General features: G+C 64.5%; 17 protein-coding genes. 5 read left to right on the top strand and 12 right to left on the bottom strand.

Annotation, left to right across the window (positions count from 1 at the left end):
• The first annotated feature begins 82 nt into the window (after positions 1-82).
• Genes AC07X9_RS00620 through rsmA form a run of 3 tightly spaced genes read left to right on the top strand, consistent with a single transcriptional unit; the run spans position 83 to position 3,333 of the window.
• The gene (locus AC07X9_RS00620) at positions 83-1,468 is read left to right on the top strand and encodes a peptidylprolyl isomerase (RefSeq protein ID WP_086485409.1); all 1,386 of its coding nucleotides are present in this window, start codon (positions 83-85) and stop codon (positions 1,466-1,468) included.
• Positions 1,446-2,486 (top strand): 4-hydroxythreonine-4-phosphate dehydrogenase PdxA, encoded by a 1,041-nt coding sequence (pdxA, locus tag AC07X9_RS00615; protein WP_017184737.1) that lies wholly within the window; start codon positions 1,446-1,448, stop codon positions 2,484-2,486. Before AC07X9_RS00620 ends, pdxA begins: the two co-directional genes overlap by 23 nt.
• Positions 2,476-3,333, top strand: a complete 858-nt coding sequence (rsmA, locus tag AC07X9_RS00610) for a 16S rRNA (adenine(1518)-N(6)/adenine(1519)-N(6))-dimethyltransferase RsmA (RefSeq protein WP_017184736.1) — start codon at positions 2,476-2,478, stop codon at positions 3,331-3,333. The genes pdxA and rsmA overlap by 11 nt, the downstream gene beginning before the upstream one ends.
• Before the next feature lie 220 nt (positions 3,334-3,553).
• Here the strand turns inward: rsmA and AC07X9_RS00605 are convergent, their stop codons facing one another.
• The 9 genes from AC07X9_RS00605 to ptsP form a co-directional block, all read right to left on the bottom strand.
• A complete protein-coding gene (locus AC07X9_RS00605) occupies positions 3,554-4,075 on the bottom strand; it encodes a tetratricopeptide repeat protein (RefSeq protein ID WP_026002692.1) in 522 nt (173 codons plus the stop codon).
• A gap of 91 nt (positions 4,076-4,166) precedes the next feature.
• Positions 4,167-5,342, bottom strand: coding sequence for an RsmB/NOP family class I SAM-dependent RNA methyltransferase (locus AC07X9_RS00600; RefSeq protein ID WP_086485408.1), 1,176 nt, complete (start codon positions 5,340-5,342; stop codon positions 4,167-4,169).
• 105 nt (positions 5,343-5,447) lie between these two features.
• Complete coding sequence (guaB, locus tag AC07X9_RS00595; protein ID WP_017181109.1) at positions 5,448-6,905, bottom strand: IMP dehydrogenase; 1,458 nt, start codon at positions 6,903-6,905, stop codon at positions 5,448-5,450.
• A 181-nt stretch (positions 6,906-7,086) separates the two neighbouring features.
• A complete protein-coding gene (gene ftsH, locus AC07X9_RS00590; protein WP_026002053.1) occupies positions 7,087-9,036 on the bottom strand; it encodes an ATP-dependent zinc metalloprotease FtsH in 1,950 nt (649 codons plus the stop codon).
• A 77-nt stretch (positions 9,037-9,113) separates the two neighbouring features.
• Positions 9,114-9,305, bottom strand: a complete 192-nt coding sequence (locus tag AC07X9_RS00585; protein WP_017181107.1) for a hypothetical protein — start codon at positions 9,303-9,305, stop codon at positions 9,114-9,116.
• A gap of 94 nt (positions 9,306-9,399) precedes the next feature.
• A complete protein-coding gene (tilS, locus tag AC07X9_RS00580) occupies positions 9,400-10,380 on the bottom strand; it encodes a tRNA lysidine(34) synthetase TilS (protein ID WP_017181106.1) in 981 nt (326 codons plus the stop codon).
• Positions 10,371-11,312, bottom strand: a complete 942-nt coding sequence (locus AC07X9_RS00575; protein WP_017181105.1) for a tol-pal system YbgF family protein — start codon at positions 11,310-11,312, stop codon at positions 10,371-10,373. The genes tilS and AC07X9_RS00575 overlap by 10 nt, the downstream gene beginning before the upstream one ends.
• Positions 11,313-11,406: 94 nt before the next feature.
• Positions 11,407-12,351 carry a helix-turn-helix domain-containing protein gene (locus tag AC07X9_RS00570; RefSeq protein ID WP_086485407.1) on the bottom strand — a complete coding sequence of 315 codons (945 nt, stop codon included), beginning with the start codon at positions 12,349-12,351 and terminating at the stop codon, positions 11,407-11,409.
• An 84-nt stretch (positions 12,352-12,435) separates the two neighbouring features.
• Positions 12,436-14,712, bottom strand: a complete 2,277-nt coding sequence (gene ptsP / locus AC07X9_RS00565; protein WP_017181103.1) for a phosphoenolpyruvate--protein phosphotransferase — start codon at positions 14,710-14,712, stop codon at positions 12,436-12,438.
• Between the two features lie 140 nt (positions 14,713-14,852).
• Between ptsP and AC07X9_RS00560 the strand changes: the two genes are divergently transcribed.
• A complete protein-coding gene (locus AC07X9_RS00560) occupies positions 14,853-16,010 on the top strand; it encodes a pyridoxal phosphate-dependent aminotransferase (RefSeq protein ID WP_017181102.1) in 1,158 nt (385 codons plus the stop codon).
• A gap of 136 nt (positions 16,011-16,146) precedes the next feature.
• Entirely contained in the window at positions 16,147-17,313 is a 1,167-nt protein-coding gene (locus tag AC07X9_RS00555) for a pyridoxal phosphate-dependent aminotransferase (RefSeq protein WP_017181101.1), read from the top strand.
• 88 nt (positions 17,314-17,401) lie between these two features.
• Here the strand turns inward: AC07X9_RS00555 and AC07X9_RS00550 are convergent, their stop codons facing one another.
• The 3 genes from AC07X9_RS00550 to AC07X9_RS00540 all read right to left on the bottom strand — a co-directional run bounded on the left by AC07X9_RS00550 (position 17,402) and on the right by AC07X9_RS00540 (position 22,369).
• Positions 17,402-18,391: a 2OG-Fe(II) oxygenase family protein gene (locus tag AC07X9_RS00550; protein ID WP_253204267.1), complete on the bottom strand. Its 990-nt coding sequence runs from the start codon at positions 18,389-18,391 to the stop codon at positions 17,402-17,404.
• Between the two features lie 264 nt (positions 18,392-18,655).
• Entirely contained in the window at positions 18,656-21,256 is a 2,601-nt protein-coding gene (metH, locus tag AC07X9_RS00545) for a methionine synthase (RefSeq protein WP_017181099.1), read from the bottom strand.
• Between the two features lie 66 nt (positions 21,257-21,322).
• Entirely contained in the window at positions 21,323-22,369 is a 1,047-nt protein-coding gene (locus tag AC07X9_RS00540) for a homocysteine S-methyltransferase family protein (protein WP_017181098.1), read from the bottom strand.
• Positions 22,370-22,458 lie beyond the last annotated feature (89 nt).

Raw genomic sequence — 22,458 nt, 5'->3', positions numbered from 1 at the left:
CACCCTTCCCGCTTCCCTGTCAGGGCTGGTTCAGGCGGATTGGCGCATTCGTGCCAGACCGTATTGGAGATATTTGCCGACGATGCTGCCTGTCGTTTCCACGTCCACCCGCATGTTTCCGGCCGTTCGTTCGGCCCTGCGCACCCTGTTCCTGTCGACCGCGCTGCTTGGCGTGGGGGTGCAGGGCGTCACCGCGCAAACGGTCGATGATGGCGGCGACATCGCCAGCCAGCAGCTCAACCTGCCGCAGGACGTCACCGTTTTCGGCAAGAGCGACCCCAATGTCCGCAAGGCGACGGCGATCGTCAACGGTCGCATCATCACCGGCACGGACATTGACCAGCGCCTCGCGCTGATCATCACTGCCAATGGCGGCAAGGTGGCGCCGGAGGAAAAGGAGCGGCTGCGGGTGCAGGTGCTGCGCAACCTGATCGACGAAACGCTCCAGATTCAGGAAGCCGCCGCCAACGACATCAAGGTCGATCCGGCTGAAATCGAACAAAGCTATGAACGTGTCGCGGCCAATTTCCGCCAGTCGCCGACCCAGTTCGACGCCTATCTGCGCAGCCAGGGCAGTTCCTCGGCCAGCATCAAGCGCCAGATTGAAGGCGAACTGGCGTGGAGCCGCCTGCTGCGGCGCAATATCCAGCCGTTCGTCAACGTGTCGGAAGACGAAGTGAAATCGGTGGTCGACCGGCTGAACGCGGCCAAGGGCAGCGACGAATTCCGGATCGGCGAAATCTATCTGTCGGCGACCCCGGAAAATCGCGACCAGATCATCGCCAACGCCCGCAACATCATCGAACAAATCAAGCAGGGTGGCAGCTTTGCCGCCTATGCCCGGCAATTCTCCGAAGCATCGACCGCAGCGGTCGGTGGCGATCTGGGCTGGGTCCGCCCCGCCCAGCTGCCGCCCGAACTGGCGAATGCCGCCGTCGAAATGCAGGTCGGGCAGATTGCCGGGCCGATCGAGGTCGCTGGCGGCGTGTCGCTGATCTACGTGATGGACAAGCGCAAGGTGCTGACCGCCGATCCGCGCGATTCGCTGCTCAGCCTGAAACAGCTGTCGGTGCTGTTCCCGCAGGGCACGACCAAGGAGCAGGCGAGCGCCAAGGCCGCAAGCTTCGCCGCCGCCATCAAGGAGATCAAGGGCTGCGGGCAGGCCAATGAGGTCGGCGCAAAGATCGGCGCGGACGTGGTCGACAATGACAATGTGAAGCTGCGCGATCTGCCGCCCCAGCTGCAGGAGATTCTGCTGAACCTCCAGGTCGGCGAAGCCACGCCCCCGTTCGGCTCCATCACCGACGGCGTGCGCGTCCTGATCGTGTGCGGCCGCGATGATCCAGTGTCGGCCAATGCGCCCAATCCCGAACAGATCATGGCGCAGCTGGAAGAAGAGCGGGTCAACAAGCGTGCGCGCATCTATCTGCGCGATCTGCGTCGTGATGCGATCATCGAATATAACTGACACCGCGCCCCTGCCCGGCCAGTCGCCGCTGCCCTTTGCGGTTTCGCTCGGTGATCCCGCCGGGATCGGGCCGGAAATCGTCGCCAAAAGCTGGGTCATGCGCGACGCGCGTGGCCTGCCGCCCTTTTTCGCGGTGGGCGACGTCGCGGCGTTGCGCGCGGTCTGGCTCGGCCCGATCGCGCTGATCAGCGCGCCGGAAGATGCTGCCGCCGCCTTCGGGTCGGCGCTGCCCTGCCTTCAGGTCGGACAGGCGGGGGAGATTATTCCCGGCACCCCCAGCGTCGATGGCGCGCGCACCGCGTTTGAATCGCTCGAAGCCTCGGTCGGCCTCGCCCGGTCGGGATCGGCGGCGGGCATCGTCACCGCGCCCGTGGGCAAGGAACAGCTGTACGGCGTGGGCTTCACCCATCCGGGCCAGACCGAATTCGTCGCCGAACGTTGCGGCGTATCGCCCCATAATGCCGTGATGATGCTGGCCGGGCCATCGCTCAAGGTGGTGCCGGTCACGATCCATATTCCGCTGAGCGAAGTGCCGGCGGCGCTGACCATCGACCTGATCCGCGCCCGCGCGATCACGACGGCCAAGGGATTGCAAAAGAATTTCGGCATTGCCCGCCCCCGCCTCGCCGTCGCCGGGCTGAACCCTCATGCAGGGGAAGGCGGCGCGCTGGGGCGGGAGGAAATCGACATCATCCGCCCGGCCGTCGAATCGCTGCGTGACGAAGGCTTCGACATAGTCGGGCCGCTCGCCGCCGACGGCATGTTCCATGCCCGCGCGCGCGAAACCTATGACGCGGCGCTGTGCATGTATCATGATCAGGCGCTGATCCCTATCAAGACGCTGAATTTCGACGATGGCGTCAACATCACGCTCGGCCTGCCGATCGTGCGCACATCGCCCGACCATGGCACCGCCTTTGGCATTGCAGGCACCGACAGCGCCAATCCCGGCGCAATGATCGCGGCGCTGCGCATGGCCGCCGACGCCGCCCGTGCGCGCCTCGCCTATGCCGCCTGAAGCCAGGGTGAAGCTGCCGCCGCTGCGGGACGTGATCGCCACGCACGGGCTTCAGGCCAGCAAGGCGCTGGGGCAGAATTTCCTGCTCGACGAACAATTGCTCGACCGGATCGCCGCTATCCCCGGCGCGATCGACGGCCAGCCCGCGTTCGAGGTCGGCCCCGGCCCCGGCGGCCTAACCCGCGCCATATTGCGCGCGGGCGCACGCCTCGTCGCGGTGGAGCGTGACCGGCGTTGCCTGCCGGCATTGGCGGAACTGGACGCCGCCTTTCCGGGGCAGTTGCGCATCCTGTCGGGCGACGCGATGGAAATCGACGCCCGCGCGGAAGCGGGCGATGGCGCGCATATCATCGCCAACCTGCCCTATAATGTTGGCACCGCGCTGCTGATCGGCTGGCTGTCGGCTGACTGGTCGCCGCTCCCCTGGTGGTCCACGCTGACGCTGATGTTCCAGATGGAGGTCGCCGAACGCATCGTCGCCCAGCCCGGCACGGATCATTATGGCCGCCTCGCCATCCTGTCCCAATGGCGCAGCGACGCGCGCATCGCGATGAAGGTCCACCGCAGCGCCTTCACCCCGCCGCCCAAGGTCATGTCCGCCGTCGTTCACCTGACGCCCAAGGCCGCGCCGGACGGCGTGCAGCTAAAGCATCTCGAACGCCTGACCGCCGCCGCCTTTGGCCAGCGCCGCAAAATGCTGCGGCAAAGCCTCAAGGGCTTGCCCGGCGCGCTCGATGCCCTGGCAGAGGTCGGCATCGACCCGCAACGCCGCGCCGAAACGGTCAGCGTCGATGAATTTGTCGCGGTGGCAAGGGTGCTGGGGCGGCAGGCTCGCGCTGCGCCTTAGGCGCGATGATTTCACGGAGGTAGAGAATTGAACCTAAACGCCCCACACCGGGCGCACGGGAACCACTGTCCTACACGCCGCCCGCCCTGCTACTATCGCGCCGACCGGCTCTTTCTCACCGTCGACAGCCAAACGGATCGCACAACAATCTATCCCGGCCCGATAATAAAATATCGCGTTCACCGGGAAATATGCGAAGTTAAGCGTCGCAAATCCTATTTTACGGCGTCTCGGTCGGCACCGTTTTGGGCGCGGTCGGGACGGCATCCTTGGCCGTCAGGGCGACGGCAGGCGGGCCTTTCTGGATCGCGGCGGCCAGCTGGCTGACGGGCGCGCACTCACCCTTGCACAGCGTCTGCGCCTTGGCCAACACCTCCTTGGCCTTGGCCAGCGCGCCCTTTTCCACCATCGCCTCGCCCTGCCCCGCCAGCGCGACCACATCGGTCGGGTCCAGCAGCAGCGCTTCCTTGTAGAGGCGGATCGCCTTGCCCTGCAGCCCCTGCGCACGGGCGACCTGCGCCAGATCGATATAGGCGGCGCGGTTGCGCGGATCGACCGCCAGCGCGCTTTCCAGCGCATCGGTCGCACCGCTCAGATTGCCCGCCGCGAAGGCCGCGGCGCCCGCCTTCTGCCATTCTATCGATCGCGGCTCGATCTGCGCATCGGGCCGCTGGCTCAGCCCGACGCTGGACACAGTGGTCAGGACGATGGCAAGCGCGATCGAGGCGGGGGTAAAACGCATAAGAGTCTCCAGCCATGTTTCAGGCGTTGATTTTGTCCAAGTGTCGCCATTTTGCGGGCGCTTGTCCATGGCCTGTTTCACGCCGCCGCTTTCAGGCAGACCGGCGCAGGCGCGCAAAGAAAAAGCCGTCCGTCCCGTCATGCCCCGGCGTCAACAGCCAGCCGTCGCCATGGGCGCGGCCCAGCGGCATATCCAGCGCTTCCGCCGTCCATCCATCATGGCGGGCCAGAAAGCCATCCACCTGATCGCGTCCCTCCCGATCCGTCAGCGCACAGGTAGCATAGACCAGCGCGCCGCCCGGAGCCAGCAGGGGCGCGGCGAAATCCATGATGCGCGCCTGTTCCGCGACCAGCCGGTCAAGCCGCGCCTGCGTCAGCCGCCAGCGCGCCTCCGGATTGCGACGCCAGGTGCCGGTGCCCGAACAGGGCGCGTCGACCAGCACGACGTCGGCCTTGCCGTGCAGGCTGTCCAGCCCCCGCCCTTCATGCCCCTGATCGATCAGCAGCGTTTCGATGAAGGTCGCGCCAGCCCGCTCCGCCCGTGGACTGAGCCGCGCCAGCCGCGCGCGGATCGTATCGGCGGCGATCAGCATGCCCTGCCCCGCCATCGCGGCGGCCAGCGCCAATGTCTTGCCCCCTGCCCCGGCGCACAGGTCAACCACAGTCATGCCGGGCGCGGCGGCGCAGGCCAGCGCGATCATCTGGCTGCCGCCATCCTGCACTTCCACCAGACCCTGTTTCCATGGGTCGGCCTGTTCGACCGGGAAGCCTTCGGGCAGGCGCAGGCCATCGGGCAAGCCCGCGATCGGCTGCGCGTCGGGCAATTGCCGCGCGACCGTGGCAGGCGTCGCCTTCAGCCGGTTGACCCGCAGATCGACCGGCGCGCGGCCCAGCAGCGCCGCCTGCTCGACCGGCGCAGCGAGCAGCGGCGCAAGCCAGGCTGGCACCGCCCCGGCGCTGGCCCCGACCTCGCCCGGTTCGATCGGCATCGGCGCATGGGTCGATCCGTCGAACAGCGTGGCCAGATCGGGCCGCTCCATCGCAAGTCCGATCATCGCTTCGCGCCCGGTGTCGGGCCGTTCGCCCGCGCGGCGGATCGCATCATAGACATGATCACGCACCGCCCGCCGGTCGCGCGACCCGGCGTAGCGCCGCTCCTTGAAATAGCGCGCGATCAGCGTGTCGGCGGCAGGCCCGCCGTCCCGCGCCGACGCAATGATCGCGTCAAGCAATTCGATCGCGGCCTGAAGGCGGGCGGCGGGGGTCAAGACTCCCCTCCCTTTAGGGAGGGGTTGGGGGAGGGCATGTCGCAGTAATCGACGATCAGCACACGCCCTCCCCTAACCCCTCCCGCAAGCGGAAGGGGAATATCATCAGCGCGTCGGATAATTGGGCGCTTCACGCGTGATGGTGACGTCATGGACATGGCTTTCGGACAGCCCGGCATTGGTGATCTGCACGAAACGGGCGCGCTCCTGCAAGTCAGGAATGGTGCGGCTGCCGGTATAGCCCATCGCCGCCTTCACGCCGCCGACCAGCTGGTGGATCACATCCTTGGCCGGGCCCTTGAACGGCACCTGCCCCTCAATCCCTTCGGGGACCAGCTTCATCTGGTCCTTGATGTCCGCCTGGAAATAGCGGTCGGCGCTCCCCCGCGCCATGGCACCGACGCTGCCCATGCCGCGATAGCTCTTATAGGCCCGCCCCTGATAGAGGAAGGTTTCGCCCGGTGCCTCGGCGGTGCCTGCCAGCAGCGATCCGACCATGACGCAACCGGCGCCAGCCGCCAGCGCCTTGGCCACGTCGCCGCTCGTGCGCAACCCGCCATCGGCGATCACCGGCACGCCCAGCTTGGCGGCGGCTTCGGCCGAATCCATGATCGCGGTCAGCTGCGGCACGCCCACGCCCGCGACAACGCGCGTGGTGCAGATCGACCCCGGCCCGATGCCAACCTTCACGCAATCCGCGCCCGCGCCGATCAGCGCGCGCGTTGCCTCGGCAGTGGCGACATTGCCCGCGACCACCTGGACATGGTTGGACAGGCGCTTGACCGCTTCTACCGCAGCCGAAACCTGCTTGCTGTGGCCATGGGCGGTATCGATGACGATCAGGTCGCATTCCGCGTCGATCAGCGCCTCGCTGCGCTCCAGCCCCTTGTCGCCCACCGTGGTCGCCGCCGCGACGCGCAGGCGGCCTGACCCGTCCTTGGTCGCCTGTGGGTATGTCACGGCCTTTTCCATATCCTTGACCGTGATCAGGCCGATGCAGCGATAGGCGTCGTCCACCACCAGCAGCTTTTCGATCCGGCGCTGATGCAGAAGCCGCTTGGCTTCGTCCTGGCTGACACCGGCTGGAACGACGGCCAGATTGTCCTTGGTCATCAGTTCGCTGACCGGCTGGGCCGGATTTTCGGCGAAGCGGGTATCGCGGTGGGTCAATATGCCAACCAGCTTGCCCGATTCCTCCACCACCGGAATGCCGCTGATCCGATGTTTCTGCATCAGCATCTGCGCATCGGCCAGCGTGGCGCTGGGCAGGATGGTGATGGGGTTGACCACCATGCCGCTTTCGAACCGCTTGACGGCGCGCACTGCGTCCGCCTGTTCTTCCACGGTCATGTTCCGGTGCAGCACGCCGATGCCGCCCAACTGCGCCATGACGATCGCCATGTCGGCCTCCGTCACCGTGTCCATCGCCGACGACAGGATCGGGATGTTCAGCTTTATCTCGCGCGTGACATAGGTGGACGTGTCCGCCTGACTGGGCAGCACGTCGGATTCGCCGGGCTGCAACAGCACGTCGTCAAAGGTGAGGCCGAGGCGGATGTCCATGGAAAATGCCACTTTCTGATGCGAACCCTGGGGTTGGTTCCGGGGGATTTGTGGCGGCCCATGTAACCACTATGGGCGCGGACGGCCAGTCCCTTTGGCCCATTTTATTGCGCGGGTTGCGGGGACATGAAAAAGGGCGCGCAACCCGATGGTCGCGCGCCCCATTTCCTGTCCTTGCCGATCAGGCTCCGGCGGGAGACGGGTTTCCGAAAGGCCCCTTGCGCTTGCCTGCGCGCGGGATGGAAGACCCTGCCGCCGGAATGACCGACGGCTTGATCGTCGTGCCATCGTCGCGGGTGATCTCGCCCTTTTCCAGCAGCGCCTTGATCTCGTCGCCGCTCAGCGTTTCATATTCCAGCATGGCGTTGGCCAGCAGGTGCAGCTGGTCCTCATGACCGGTCAGCAATTCCTTGGCCCGATTATAGCCCTGCTCCACCAGCCCGCGAATTTCCTTGTCGATCAGCTTGGCGGTCTCGTCCGACATATGGACGCGGGCGCTCTGCGAATAGCCGAGGAAAGTCTCGCCCTGCTGCTCTTCATATTGCAGCGGACCCAGCTTGTCGGACATGCCCCACTGGGTGACCATGTCGCGCGCCAGCTTCGTCGCATATTGAATGTCGCCCGATGCGCCGCTCGACACCTTGTCATAGCCGAAGATGATCTCTTCGGCGACGCGGCCGCCCATGGCCACGGCCATGTTCGCATGCATCTTGTCGCGGTGATAGCTGTAGCTGTCGCGTTCGGGCAGGCGCATGACCATGCCCAATGCACGACCGCGCGGAATGATCGTCGCCTTGTGGATCGGGTCGGACGCAGGCTCATGGACCGACACGATGGCATGGCCGGCCTCATGATAGGCGGTCATCTTCTTTTCATCGTCGGTCATGACCATAGAGCGGCGTTCCGCGCCCATCATCACCTTGTCCTTGGCCGCCTCGAACTCGTCCATCGCGACCAGCCGCTTGCCACGCCGCGCCGCCATCAGCGCCGCCTCGTTCACCAGATTGGCAAGGTCCGCGCCGGAAAAGCCCGGCGTGCCGCGCGCGATCGTGCGCGGTTCGACGTCGGGCGCCAGCGGCACCTTCTTCATATGGACGGCAAGGATCTTCTCACGGCCTTCAATATCGGGACGGGGCACCACCACCTGACGGTCGAACCGGCCCGGACGCAGCAGCGCCGGGTCCAGCACGTCGGGACGGTTGGTGGCCGCGACGATGATGATGCCTTCATTGGCTTCAAAGCCATCCATCTCGACCAGCAACTGGTTCAGCGTCTGCTCACGCTCGTCATTGCCATTGCCAAGGCCCGCGCCGCGATGACGGCCCACTGCGTCGATTTCATCGATAAAGACGATGCAGGGCGCATTCTTCTTCGCCTGCTCGAACATGTCGCGCACGCGGCTTGCGCCCACACCGACGAACATTTCGACAAAGTCGGAGCCGGAAATGGTGAAGAAAGGCACGCCCGCCTCGCCCGCGATCGCGCGGGCCAGCAGCGTCTTGCCGGTGCCGGGCGAACCGACCAGCAACGCACCCTTGGGAATCTTGCCGCCCAGCCGGGCGAACTTGGTCGGGTTCTTCAGAAACTCGACGATCTCCTGCAATTCCTCGCGCGCTTCGTCGATGCCGGCAACGTCATCAAATGTGACCTTGCCATGCTTTTCAGTCAGCAGCTTGGCCTTCGACTTGCCAAAGCCCATCGCACCACCTGCACCGCCGCCCTTCTGCATCTGGCGCAGCACGAAGAAGGCGATGCCAAGGATCAGCAGGAAGGGGAGCGACTGGTAGATCAGGATCATCCAGAAGCTGGGCTGTTCTTCGGCCTGCCCCGAATATTTGACATTATAATCGTCAAGCAGGCCCGTCAGGCCCGGATCATTGACCGGAACGGTGCTGAACTTCTGGCCGCTGGCCAGCGTGCCCGAAATCTTGTTGGGCGCGATGGCGACATCCTTGACCTGCCCTTCCTGCACCTTCGATCGGAATTCGGAATAGGCGATGCCGGTCCCTGCCGTGGAGGCGGAACGGCTGTCAAACATCGACACGAACAGCAACAGGGCGACAATCACCCCTGCCCAAATCATCGCGCTCTTGATCCAGGGGTTGCCCTGCGGGTCTTTCTCGTCGTTCATCATCACTCTCTTTCACCGGCCAAGATAGGGCGCATCGGCCAAAGCGCAAGCTTGGCAACCGCCCTACAGGACAAGGATTAACCGGCAGTGAGTTGGACGATCGCGAGACAGGCCAGCGCCAGCGCCAGGCCCGCTGACAGGCCGCACAGCAGATAGCCCAGATACAGCAGCAACGGCGGGTGCGGCCGGGCCAGCTTATGATTACGTTGCGCTGCCGAAAGGATGACACTGGCCAACAGGCCATAGGTCAGCGCCGCAAATTCCATCATTACTGTAAATCTCCGCTCATTCGGATGCAGGATGAAGCATGGGCGGCGTTAAAGAAAGACTATTGCGGCGCACAAAAACGGCAGGGCGTTGGGTTCATGCGTCGGACTGCGGAACTTTTTGGAAATGTCCGCGCGGGGGCGCGGCGCGCAGCGTCCATACTCGCCCTCCGCGCAGCAGCCAGTCGCCCAGATTCGCTTGTCCTCCCACCTGCGCAGCACCGATCGCCCGGTCGAGTGCATCGCCCCGCGGCAGGGCCGCATTCGGCGCGGCGGCATTGAGCATGTGGAGGACCAGGCGGCGCAGATATTCGCGCGGCAGGTCAGTGCGATCAAGCCGCCACTGATCGCCATCGCGGCCGACATGGCGTGCGGCCAGTTCGGCGACGCTCCAGTCCAGCGCCGCTTCCGCCTCCGCCAGCGCGGCAGCGCTGCGGGCCGCCGCTTCCGGGTTCAACCAGTTTGCTCCGGTGAGGGCCACGCGCAATGCCGCACGGTCGAACCGTGGGTCAGCGTTGGAAGGGTCATGGACATGCGGCACCGCCTCTTCGTCGACAAGCCGCTGCAACGCTGCCTTGCGCACGCCCAGCAGCGGGCGGATGACCGTGCCGGACCGCCCCCGCACCCCGGCAAGGCCACCAACGCCCGATCCGCGATTGAGCCGCATCAACAGCGTTTCAAGCTGGTCGTCGGCATGGTGGGCGGTCATGATCCAGTCGACGCCCTGCGCGCTGCGCCATTGTTCGATCAGGCGGTAACGCTGCGCCCGCGCCCAGGCCTGAATATTGCCGGAGGGCGGCGCGTCCGGCTTTGCGACATGATGGGCGATCCCCTGCCCCGCGCACCAGCGCGCGACCATGGCCGCTTCGTCGGCGGAGGCGGGACGCAGGCGATGGTCAACGGTCACCGCCGCCACCCGTTCAGGAAAGGCGCGGGCCGCCAGATAGAGCAGCGCCATGCTGTCCGGTCCACCCGACACTGCGACACCAAAACGCGCCGCCGGGTCATCGCCCGCCAGCGCCCGGGTCGCCGCGATCAGCCGCGCTTGCAGGCCGGATCGGTCACTGCTCAGCTGCACTTCGCCTTGGTGCGGCCCTTGTCCATCATGCCGCGCAGACTTGCGGACAGGCTTGTTCCATAGACCTGCTCCAGCTCTGCATAGACTTTGCAGGCATCGGCAGGCTTTTTGAGCTGGATCAGCGCTTCGCCCAGATAGGCCAGGCTATCGGGCGCGCGGTCGCCGCGCGGACGCTTCTGATAATTTTCATAGAAAGCGACCGAGGCCAGAGCAGGCTTGCCATCGTCCAGATAGGCGCGACCAAGCAGGTTCTGCGCACGGCTGGCAACGGATGCGTCGCCATATTTGTCGACCGTGGCCTTCAACTGCGCCTGCGCTTCGGGATAAAATTTCGCGTCCCACAGGCGAAAGCCATAGCTGTAGGAGTCCATGGCTGCGTCGCCGGTATCCGGTCGCTCGATCGCGGCGATCGCTGCCTTGCGGGCTTCGCTGGCGGCCGGTGTCGCGGGCGCGGGCGCAGGCTTGGAAGGCGCTGGCTTGGCCGCGACCGGCGCCGGGTCGGCCGCAACAGGCGCAGCCGCGGTCGGCCTGACTTCAGGCGGGGTTTCGGGCTGGAGCAGACGGCCTTCGATTTCGGCCTTATATTTGGTGAAAGCTTCTTCCAGCTGCTTGAGCTTGAAGCTGTTTTCCTCGACCTGGCCAGTGATCGAGGCGAGCTGCGATTCCAGCGCCCCCACCCGCGCCGTCAGGTCCGATATGGGCGAGGAGGATGGCGATCCGGGGGCGACGGCCGGGGCGGCGGGGCGAACGATCTGCGCTTCGACGGGCGCGCCAGCCGGAAACACCTTGCGCTGAACGGCTTTCATTTCCTTTTCCAGCCGGTCGACCCGCACCTCGACCGGCGCATTTTGCGCAATGGCGGGCGGCGCGATCGCCAGCAGAAGCGGCGCGCTCCATGCCAGACAGGAGGTCGCGAAAAAGGCGTGACGCATGATATTCCCCGACTAATTCTCTCGCCTTAACCATAAGGCGTTATTTCGCGCGGTAAAGCGTCACGTTTCACGCTGCCCGCGTCCGGAACCAGGCTTAGCCACCCGTTCCGTCGCCCAATGCCGCTGGCGCGGGCGCTGGTGCCGCGGGTGCGGTTTCGCCAGCGGAGGACGGCCCGGCCTGACGCTGGGCTGCCGGGCGCTGCGCGGGCCGGAGGGATGGCGCTGCGGCAGACGAAGCGGCAGCGGGCGCTGCGGCGGCAGTCCCGCGCGCCAGCAGCGCTTCGGCGCTGACCGGCACGTCGGCGATCGTCCGGTCCGGCGCGCCCAAAGGCGCCACCACCTTGCCCCCGACAGTGACGCTGAGCGCCTGTGGCCGCCCGGTCAGGATCATCGGATTACGCGCGCTGGCAGGCAGAGTGAAAACCTCGCCCTTCTTCATCAGGCCATCCTTCAGCCGCTCGCCCGCCTCGTCATAGATACGCAGCCAGACATCGTCGGTTGCGGTAAAGACGACTGGCTGCGCAGCTGGCGCGACCTGTGCGGTGCTGGCGGCGACCGGAGCCTTGGCCTTCGCCTCTTCCTGCGCCATTTCCTCGCCCGTTGGCGGCGTCAGCGATTGCGATCGCCAGAGCGTGTAACCGGCAATCAGCAGGATGACGATGATGGCCGCCGTCCAGGCCAGCGTGCGCGAGGGCACGCGAGCGGGATCGACCGGCTCGAACACTTCGTAGCGATTGGTCGCCATGTCGCTGCTATGCACGGCCTCGCGCACTTCGGCGGCAATCGCCACTTCGTCCAGGTCGACCGCGCGGGCATAGGCGCGCGCGAACCCGACCGCATAGGGGATGCCAGGCAGGGCGGCATAATCGTCGCGCTCGACCGCTTCGAGTTGCCGCAGCGCGATCCGCGTGCGGGTGGCGACTTCCGCCAGCGACAGGCCCGCTGCCTCCCGCGCGGCACGCAGCTTCGCGCCGGGGGTGTCGGGCTGCATTTCCGGTGCGGGGCCCGCACCGGTGTCCAATTCTGTTTCGTCTGCCATGCTGCTCCGCGACCTTCGATGGTCGGTCTTGTCTCACTGTGGGACGGGGATTGTCAACGGCGCGCCGCGCCTTTGCCGTTCACCTCACCCCAGTTCGATGTTCCGTTCAACCGCCCACTGGGTCAGGCTCGCCCGAATGTCGCGCGCGCCCCCGTCCAGCAATTCGCGCATCAACGCCTGCAGTTCCGCCGCATCGACCGCGCGGATCATCGCCTTGACCGGACCGACCGAGGCAGGCGTGATCGAGAGGCGGCGAATGCCCAGGCCAACCAGCGCCATCGCTTCGAGCGTCCGCCCACCCATTTCGCCGCACACGCCGACGGGCACCTGATAGTCGGCGCAGGTCCGCACTACCCGGTCCAGGAAGCGCAGAATGGCGATACTCAACCAGTCATATCGTTCCGCCAGACGCGGATGGGCGCGGTCTGCGGCGAACAGGAACTGGGTCAGGTCATTGGTGCCGATCGACAGGAAATCGAGCCGCGGCAGCAATATGTCCAGCACTTCGGCCAGCGCAGGCACTTCCAGCATCGCGCCATATTTGACCGCGATCGGCAGCTTCTTCTTGCGCTCCTGCAACCACAGGCGCTGATGTTCGACGAGCGCGCGCGCCTGCTCATATTCCCAGGGTTCCGACACCATCGGGAACATGACATGCAACACCTTGCCCGCCGCCGCTTCCAGCAAGGCGCGGGCCTGCGCCTTCATCAGACCATCGCGGTCGAGCGCCAGCCGCAGCGCGCGCCAGCCCATCGCCGGATTATCCTCCAGCTCCTCGTCATCGTCGCGCTGCATATAGGGCAGCGCCTTGTCCCCGCCGATGTCGACGGTGCGGAAGATGACGGGGCGGTCACCCGCCGCATCCAGCACATCCTTGTAAAGCCGCTGCTGCTTTTCCCGCTGCGGCAATGTGGCGGACACCAGAAACTGGAATTCGGTGCGAAACAGGCCGATGCCGTCCGCCCCCACCATGTCGAGCGCCTGCGCATCCTCGCGCAGTCCCGCATTGACCATCAACTCCACCCGCTGGTCGTCGGCCGTGACAGACGGCAGGTCGCGCATCGCGGCAAATTCGGCGCGACGCTTCTGCGTGACATGCAGCTTGTTGTCGAACGCCTCGTCCATGTCGGGCGTAGGGCGGATCAACAGCGTATTGGTGTTGACGTCCATCAGGATGAGGTCGCCCTCATTGACCAGATGGCGAATGTCGCGGACGCGGCCTAGCACCGGCACGCCCATGGCGCGCGCGACGATGGTGACGTGGGCGGTCAGCGATCCTTCCTCCAGGATCACGCCCTTCAACCGGCGGCGATCATATTCCAGCAGTTCGGCCGGGCCCAGGTTGCGCGCGATCAGGATCGCGTCCTGCCGCAGACCCATCTGCGCCGCCGTGCCCAGTTGCCCCGACACGATCCGCAGCAGCCGGTTGGCCAGATCCTCCAGATCATGCATCCGGTCCGACAGTAGCGGATCGTCAATCTGGCGCATCCGCATGCGGGTGCGCTGCTGCACCCGCTCGATCGCCGCTTCGGCGGTCAGGCCGCTGTCGATCGCCTCGTTGATCCGGCGGGTCCAGCCTTCGTCATAGGCGAACATCTTGTAGGTTTCCAAAACCTCCTGATGCTCGCCCTCCATGCCGAACTCGGCCGCGCCGGTCATGCGGTCAATCTGTTCGCGCATCTTGGCGAAGGCGGAAATGACCCGCTGCCGCTCGGCCTCTATATCCTCCGCAACCGTATGTTCGATATGGACGCGCGGCTGGTGGAATACCGCATGGCCCCGCGCCATGCCCATCACCAGTTGCAGGCCGTGCAGCATGGTCGTGCCGGTATCGGCGACGCGCTGGTCGCTTGGTCCGTCATCGGCCAGTTCCGCATTGGCGATCAGTTCGGCCATCACCATGGCGACGGTCTGAAGCGCCTCTATCTCCACTTCTTCATATTTGCGCGGCTCGGCATGTTGCACGCACAGCACGCCGATCGACCTTTCCCGCCGCACGATCGGCACACCGGCAAAGCTGTGGAACAGCTCCTCCCCGGTTTCGGGGCGATAGCTATAGTCGGGGTGCGACGCGGCCTCGTCCAGGTTCAGCGTTTCGACATTGGTGGCGATCAGGCCGACCAGCCCCTCGCCCATCGCCATGCGGGTGACATGGACCGCTTCCTGCTTGAGGCCACGGGTCGCGAACAGTTCCAGCACGCCTTCGCGCACCAGATAGATGGAGCAGACCTCGCTCGACAGCGACTGGCCGATAATCTCCACCACCTTGTTCAGTTTCGCCTGCGCGCTGGTGCGCGACGCCATCACTTCCTGAAGGCGGGTGAGTATCTGGCGGGCGGCGGCGGCGGGCGTGCTGGGCATGATAGCAGCGCTATCAGATCGGCGGCCTGCTTTCCAAGCCATTCATGCAGCGCGATCGCCGACAGATGTCATTTGCATGGCGGAAACATTCTGTACGATCGTCTAAGAAGATAAAATCGGCTTTCTGGGAGAATGGGACCATGGCGACACGGGATGAAACGGCGTTTGAGCGCGACCTTCTGGACCGCGGCTATTCGCGGCGGCAACTGGCCAAGGCAACCGCCCTGCTGGGCGCTGGCGCAGCGGCGTTCCGCGCGACGGGCGCCCTGGCGCAGCAGGCGGCCAAGCCGGTCGCGGGCGCGGTCCGAATCGGCGCGAACGAATGCTGGACCGGCCCTTTCCCGATTGCAGCCGAAGCCGGTTTCAAGCTGGTGACCGAAGGCAATCGCTACGAACCGGACAATGAGCATCAGAAATTGTTCGACGCTGTATCCGCGGTAGAGGGCATCCCGGTGGATCGCATCGTCGCCTGGCCCGGATCGTCCGATCCGCTCAGCCGCGTCGCTGTCGCCTTTGCCTCGCCTACGCGGGGCATCGTGACGGCAAACCCCACCTATGAAGCGATCTGGCGGACCGGCGACTGGCTGGGCGCTAAAGTGACCAAGGTGCCGCTGACCAAGGATTATGCCCATGACGTCAAGGCGATGCTGGCGGCGGACCCCAATGCCGGGCTTTATTATATCTGTTCGCCCAACAATCCGACCGGCACCGTAACGCCGGTCGCCGACATTCAGTGGCTGGCCGACAACAAGCCCAAGGACGCGATCCTGGTCGTGGACGAAGCCTATATTCACTGGACCGAAATCGGCACCGCCGCCAAAATGGCCGCGACCCGTGACGATGTCATCGTGCTGCGTACCTTCTCCAAGCTGTTCGGCATGGCGGGGATGCGGCTGGGCCTGACCTTCGCCGCGCCTGCGCTGATGGAAAAGATGATGCGCTATGATGGCGGGCAGGTGACGGCGATGTTGCCGATGACCGCCGTGGCGTGCGGCACGGTGTCGGTCGCGCAGGCGGACCTCATCAAGGCACGGCGGGCCGAAATGATCGCCAATCGCGAAAAGGCGATCGCCTTTCTGACGAAGAAGAAGATCAAGGTCATCCCCGGCAGCCATGCCAATATGTTCATGATCGATTGGGGCAAGCCCGCAAAGCCCATGGCCGATGCGTTGCTGGCGGAAAATGTGCAGATCGGGCGCAGCTGGCCGATCTGGCCCAATGTCTCGCGCGTCTCGGTTGGCTCTGCGGCGGACATGGACGCCTTTTGCGCCGCCGTGGACAAGGTGTGGAAAGCCTGACGGCACCTCGCCTTCCCAACGTCAAAAAGTTACGATTTCTGGCGGCGGCGCATTGCGGAAATGCGCCGCCGCTTCGTTTTACCCCATGAACGCCCGGAACGAACGCCCGGATGGCAGGACAAAGGGGACAGACGACATGACGATGATGCTCGACAAGGATGCCAGAGACGATCTGATCGAACGCGGCTATTCGCGCCGCCAACTGGCCGAAGTGGCCGCTCTGCTGGGTGCAGGCGTCGCCGCCAGCACATTGCTGGACAACAGCGCGATGGCGCAGCAGCAGGCCGGGCGCGGCATCAAGGGCGCGGTGCGCATCGGTGCGAATGAATGCTGGACCGGCCCCTTCCCGTCTGGCGTCGCCGCCGCCGCCGAGGCTGCATCCTTTGGCAACTGGTATGATCCCGACAATTATCGTGGCGATCTGGTCAAGACCGTCGCCTCGGTCGAGGGACTTCCCGAAACCCATGTCATGCTCTGGCCCGGTTCCGGCGGCCCGCTGGTCAGCATCGTCGCGGCCTATTGCTCGCCGACCAAGGGTCTGGTCACCGCCGACCCGACCTTCGAATCCGCCTGGCGCACCGCCGACTATATGAAGGCCCCCATCGCCAAGGCTCCGCAGGCCATCGGCAAGGGCCATGACGTAAAGGCGATGCTGGCCGCCAATCCCAATGCGGGCCTCTATTATATCTGCACGCCCAACAACCCGACCGGCACGATCACGCCGCTGGCCGACATCCAGTGGCTGCTCGACAACAAGCCCGCCGATTCGATGCTGCTGGTGGACGAAGCCTATATCCACTTCTCGGAAAGCCCCAGCGCCGCCACGCTGATCGGCAACCGCAAGGACATCATCGTCATGCGGACCTTCTCCAAGCTGTTCGGCATGGCCGGCGTGCGCCTTGGCCTGACCTTCGCCGATCCCGAAGTGCAGAAGCGCATCATGCTGTTCGGCCCGGCAGCCGGCGGTCTGGCGATCACCGCGATGCATTGCGGCAATGCGGTCTATACCGAAGCCGCCCTTATCAAGGCGCGCCGCAATGAAATGATCGCCAATCGCGACGAAACCATCGCCTGGCTCACCAAGAAGGGCATCGAGGTCCAGCCGGGCAGCCAGGCCAATATGTTCATGGTGAACTGGAAGAAGCCCGCCAAGGACATGCAGGCCGCGCTGCTGGCGACCCCGGAAAAGGTACAGATCGGCCGCAGCTGGGCGATCTGGCCCACCGTATCCCGCGTCACCGTCGGCTCCGCCGACGACATGGCCAAATTCCGCGCAGCGGTGGACAAGGTCTATAAAGCGTAAGGCATCCCCTTTCCTTACGAAACGAAGAAGGGCGTCCGGGCAACCGGGCGCCCTTTTTGGCCAGGGGGGGAGGTGCGGAAGAAGCGCCCTATTCCGCCTTGGACCTGGAATCGCCCGTCACGGACTGGATGACATTTTCCCGCAGTCCGGCATCCTGAAGATGCTTGGCATTTTCCAGCCTGATCTGGGCCGCCGCTTCATCATATAGAAATGGCAGAACCGCATATCGCTCCCCACTGGTCACGGGCAGAACTTCGTGGAGCAGCGAGCAGGAGAATATGATCGCCCCGCCGGTCGGGGGCCGATAGGTGCGCGGGCCAAATTCGGGGAACCGCAGATCCCCGCCCTCATAGCGATCAGCGTCGAGACCGATGGAAACCGCAAATCTGCGATGCGCCGTTCCCAGCGTCGTATTGTCCTTGTGAGGGCGAAAATGTCCCCCGGACTTGGAATCATAGCGCGCAACGATGTATCGCTCCATCCGGGACACCGTGAACTGAAATGCCCTGGCGATCGGCGGAACAAGCCGCCGGCGAATGCGCGCTTTCAACGCATTGCGCAGCTGCTCGTCATCAATGCTGCAGTCGGACCGGCGCTTGTGGACATGATCGAGCACCTGGACCGTCTCGCCGGTCTTTGGGTCCGTTTTCATATAGCCGCTGTCGTTCAGCCCGACCGTTTCGGCATAGGTGATCAGCTTATGGCAGAAATCCGGTTCCAGCACGTTGGGCACCACCAATATGGGCGCCCATGCATCCATATCCGCCTTCGGCGCCGGTTGCCCGTCCAGCGCAGCACATATGTCGTCATAATGCGTCGCCAGGTCATTGATCGGCAAAATCCTGAGTACGCGCATGCCTGGGTCAAGTATCCAGGTCATGAGCGCCACGGCGGAGCCATTGTCCTTCTGGCGCCCGACAGCCCCGAATAATGTCGCCATCTCCAGGTCGAAGTCGAGGAATAGCCGAATTCCGGGCTGACGCTCCGTCAGCAACCCGCTCTGTTCGTCGCGCGGGTCGTTCGTGACGATGAACGCACATGCAAACCGGTCATCCAGGCACTTGGTTTCGGCGTGCATGGCCGCCAGAAACGCCTGCGCGCCGGGAGAAGCACCGCTGCCCAGGAACGTAACGACGATGTAGCGCCCGGCTGCGCTGTCGAATGAAAACCGGGGATTTGTGATTCCTCGAGCGAAGAATGAGGGGACAGGGTCACCGACCAACAGCATGTCAATTCCTTGAGGATCACGATCGTTCGCACAGGTCTGCCCAAGCCCGGCGTTCAACGCAACCTTCGCCGCCCCAGTCGATGTTGGAGAGAGACCGCCCGGTCGCCCGCCCCCTCAATCCAGGTTCGGCCTCAAATAGCGCTCCGCCGTATCAATATCGATCCCCCGCCGCACCGCATAATCCTCCAGCTGGTCGCGGCCGACACGGGCCACGCCGAAATATTCCGCCTGAGCATGGCCGAAATAGAAGCCGCTGACCGCAGCGGTGGGGAGCATCGCAAAACTCTCCGTCAGCGTGATGCCGGTGGCGTGATGGGCGTCCAGCATCTCGAACAATATGGGTTTCAGACTATGTTCGGGACAGGCGGGATAGCCCGGCGCGGGGCGGATGCCGCGATATTGTTCCTTGATCAGGGCTTCGTTGGTAAGCTGTTCGCCCTCCGCATAGCCCCACAGCGCCGTGCGGACATAATGGTGCAGGCGTTCGGCAAAGGCTTCGGCAAGGCGATCGGCCAGCGCTTTCAAAAGTATGTCCGAATAGTCATCGATCGCCGCCTTGAACCGGGCGAGATGCGGCTCGATGCCGTGCATCCCGACGGCAAAGCCACCCATCCAGTCGCCGTCATGGCTGATGAAGTCGGCAAGGCACATATTCGCCCGGCCTTCGCGCTTCTGGATCTGCTGACGCAGCATCGGCAGGGTGTAGTGCTTCTCATCCTCGACATGGACGATGATGTCGTCGCCTTCGCGACGGCACGGCCACAAGCCCGCAACCCCGCGCGCGACCAGCCATTTTTCGTTGACGATCCTGTCCAGCATCGCCTGCGCATCGGCAAACAGGCTGGACGCACTTTCGCCCACCACCGGATCGGTCAGGATCGCGGGATAATTGCCCGCCAGTTCCCAGGCACGGAAGAATGGGGTCCAGTCGATATATTGGACGAGATCCTTCAGATCCCAGTCGGGGAAGCGATGGACGCCCGGCAGGCGCGGGCGCGGCGCTTTCAGGCTCTCGTCAATCTCGAACGCATTGGCACGCGCGTCCTCCAGGCTGACGAGCGCGCTCTGCCCCTTGTTCGCGCGGGCGACGCGGACATGCTCATAATCATCCTTGGTCTTCTGGACGAAATCATTGCGCTGCGTTTCGGAGACGAGCGCCGTCGCCACCCCGACCGCGCGACTGGCGTCCAGCACATGGACCACCGGGCCAGTATAGGACGGGTCGATGCGCAGCGCGGTATGCACCTTGGACGTCGTCGCGCCGCCGATCAGCACCGGCATGGTCATGCCCGCGCGCTGCATTTCGGTAGCCACTGTCACCATCTCGTCCAGCGAGGGCGTGATAAGGCCGGACAGGCCGATCATGTCGGCGTCATTCTCGTTCGCCGCCTTGATGATGTCGGGCCAGGGGACCATCACGCCCATGTCGATGACCTCAAAGCCGTTGCACTGAAGGACCACGCCGACGATATTCTTGCCAATGTCATGGACGTCGCCCTTGACCGTGGCCATGATGATCTTGCCCTTGCCCTTGGCGCCCGGTTCCTTGGCGGCCTCGATAAAGGGCAGCAGGTGCGCGACCGCTTTCTTCATGACGCGGGCGGACTTGACCACCTGGGGCAGGAACATCTTGCCCGCGCCGAACAGGTCGCCAACCACGTTCATGCCGTCCATCAACGGCCCTTCGATCACCTCGATCGGCTTGTCGGCGGACAGGCGCGCTTCCTCCGTATCGTCGACGACATACATGTCGATGCCCTTGACCAGCGCATGTTCCAGCCGCTTGGCGACCGGCCAGCTGCGCCAGGCTTCGGCGGCCTTGTCGGCGACCGCGTCGGTGCCGCGATATTTTTCCGCCAGCGTGACCAGACGGTCGCCCGCTTCCGGGTCGCGGTTCAGGACGACATCCTCGCACGCAGTGCGCAGTTCGGGATCGATCGTGTCATAGACGTCGAGTTGTCCTGCATTGACGATCGCCATGTCGAGGCCAGCGGGGATGGCATGATAGAGGAATACGCTGTGCATCGCGCGGCGGACGGGCTCGTTGCCTCGGAACGAGAAGCTGAGGTTCGACAGGCCGCCGGAGATATGGACGTGCGGGCAGCGCGCCTTGATCTCGCGGCAGGCCTCGATGAAGTCGACGCCGTAGTTGTTGTGCTCCTCGATCCCCGTCGCGACCGCGAAGATATTGGGATCGAAGATGATATCTTCCGGCGGAAAGCCGATGGTCATCAGCAGCTTGTAGGCGCGCTCGCAAATCTCGACCTTGCGCGCCTTGGTATCGGCCTGCCCCGTTTCGTCAAAGGCCATGATGACCGCGGCGGCGCCATAGGCCATGCATTTGCGGGCATGGAACAGGAAGGCCTCCTCGCCCTCCTTCATGCTGATCGAATTGACGATCGGCTTGCCCGACACGCATTTGAGGCCCGCTTCGATCACCTCCCATTTGGAGCTGTCGATCATCACTGGCACGCGGCTGATGTCCGGCTCCGACGTCATCAGCTTGAGGAAGGTCGTCATGGCCTCGACCGCATCGAGCAGCCCCTCGTCCATGTTGACGTCGACGATCTGCGCGCCATTTTCCACCTGCTCGCGCGCAATGTCGATCGCAGCGGCATAATTGCCCGCCATGATCAGCTTCTTGAACTTGGCTGATCCGGTAACATTGGTGCGTTCGCCGACATTGACGAAGCTGGCGGTGGATTTGGTGGTCATTCGCTTCTTCCAAAAATCCTCCCCCTTAGGGGGAGGGGTATCACGCTATCGAGGGGGAGGATGGTATTAGGCAGCGATATGCATCGGCTCCAGCCCCGCCAACCGCGTAACGACGGGCAATTGCGGTACCGCGCGCGGCTTGTGTCCTTCCAGCGCCTTGGCCACCGCACCGATATGCGCGGGCGTCGTGCCACAACAGCCACCGACCATGTTGACCAGCCCTTCGTCCACCCATTCGCGGATCAGCCGCGCGGTGGTGGCGGGCATCTCGTCATATTGCCCCAGTTCATTGGGCAGGCCCGCATTGGGATAGGCCAGGATCAGCGTGTCGGCATTTTTGGACAGTTCAGCGAGGTAGGGCCGCAACAGATCCGCGCCGAACGCGCAGTTCACCCCGATGGTGAGCGGCTTCAGATGGCGCAGCGAATACCAGAAGGCGTTGATCGTGTGGCCTGAGAGATTCCGGCCCGACATGTCGGTGATGGTGAAGCTGAGCATCAGCGGCACGGAGCGGCCAGCCGCTTCCTCTGCCTCGCGCGCGGCCATGCCCGCCGCCTTGGCGTTGAGCGTGTCGAAGCAGGTTTCGACCAGCAGGAAATCGACCCCGCCCGCGATCAGCGCGTCACATTGCTCGCGATAATCGGCTTTCAGCGTGTCGAAGTCGACCTCGCGGAAAGCGGGATCGTTGACGTCGGGGGATATGGACAGCGTCTTGTTCGTCGGGCCGATCGAACCGCAGACGAAGCGGGGTCTGCCATCCTTGGCCGTTGCCTTTTCGCACGCGGTGCGCGCCAGCTTCGCAGCGGCGATGTTGATGTCCCACACCAGATGTTCGCAGCCATAATCGGCCATCGCGATCTTGGTCGAGCTGAACGTATTGGTTTCGATCATGTCCGCGCCCGCGTCCAGATAGGCGCTGTGGATACCTTCCACGATGTCGGGACGGGTCAGGCAGAGCAGGTCGTTATTGCCCTTCTGATCCTTGGGCAGGTCGAGCGTGCCGCGATAATCCGCCTCGGTCAGGCCATGTTTCTGGATCGACGTGCCATAGCCGCCGTCGAAGATCAGGATCTTGTCTGCGGCCAGCGCCCGCAATGTCTGTTCGGCTGTCATATCAAAAACTCCGTTCGGGCTGAGCGCAGTCGAAGCCCTTGTCTGAGCGGAGGCAAAGACACCTCCCTGCGGTCGGTGGAACCCTTCGA

Source organism: Sphingobium sp. GW456-12-10-14-TSB1, from assembly GCF_059424385.1.
The sequence above is the reverse complement of the archived record's forward strand: the minus strand, read 5'-3'. Positions and strand labels throughout refer to the sequence as shown.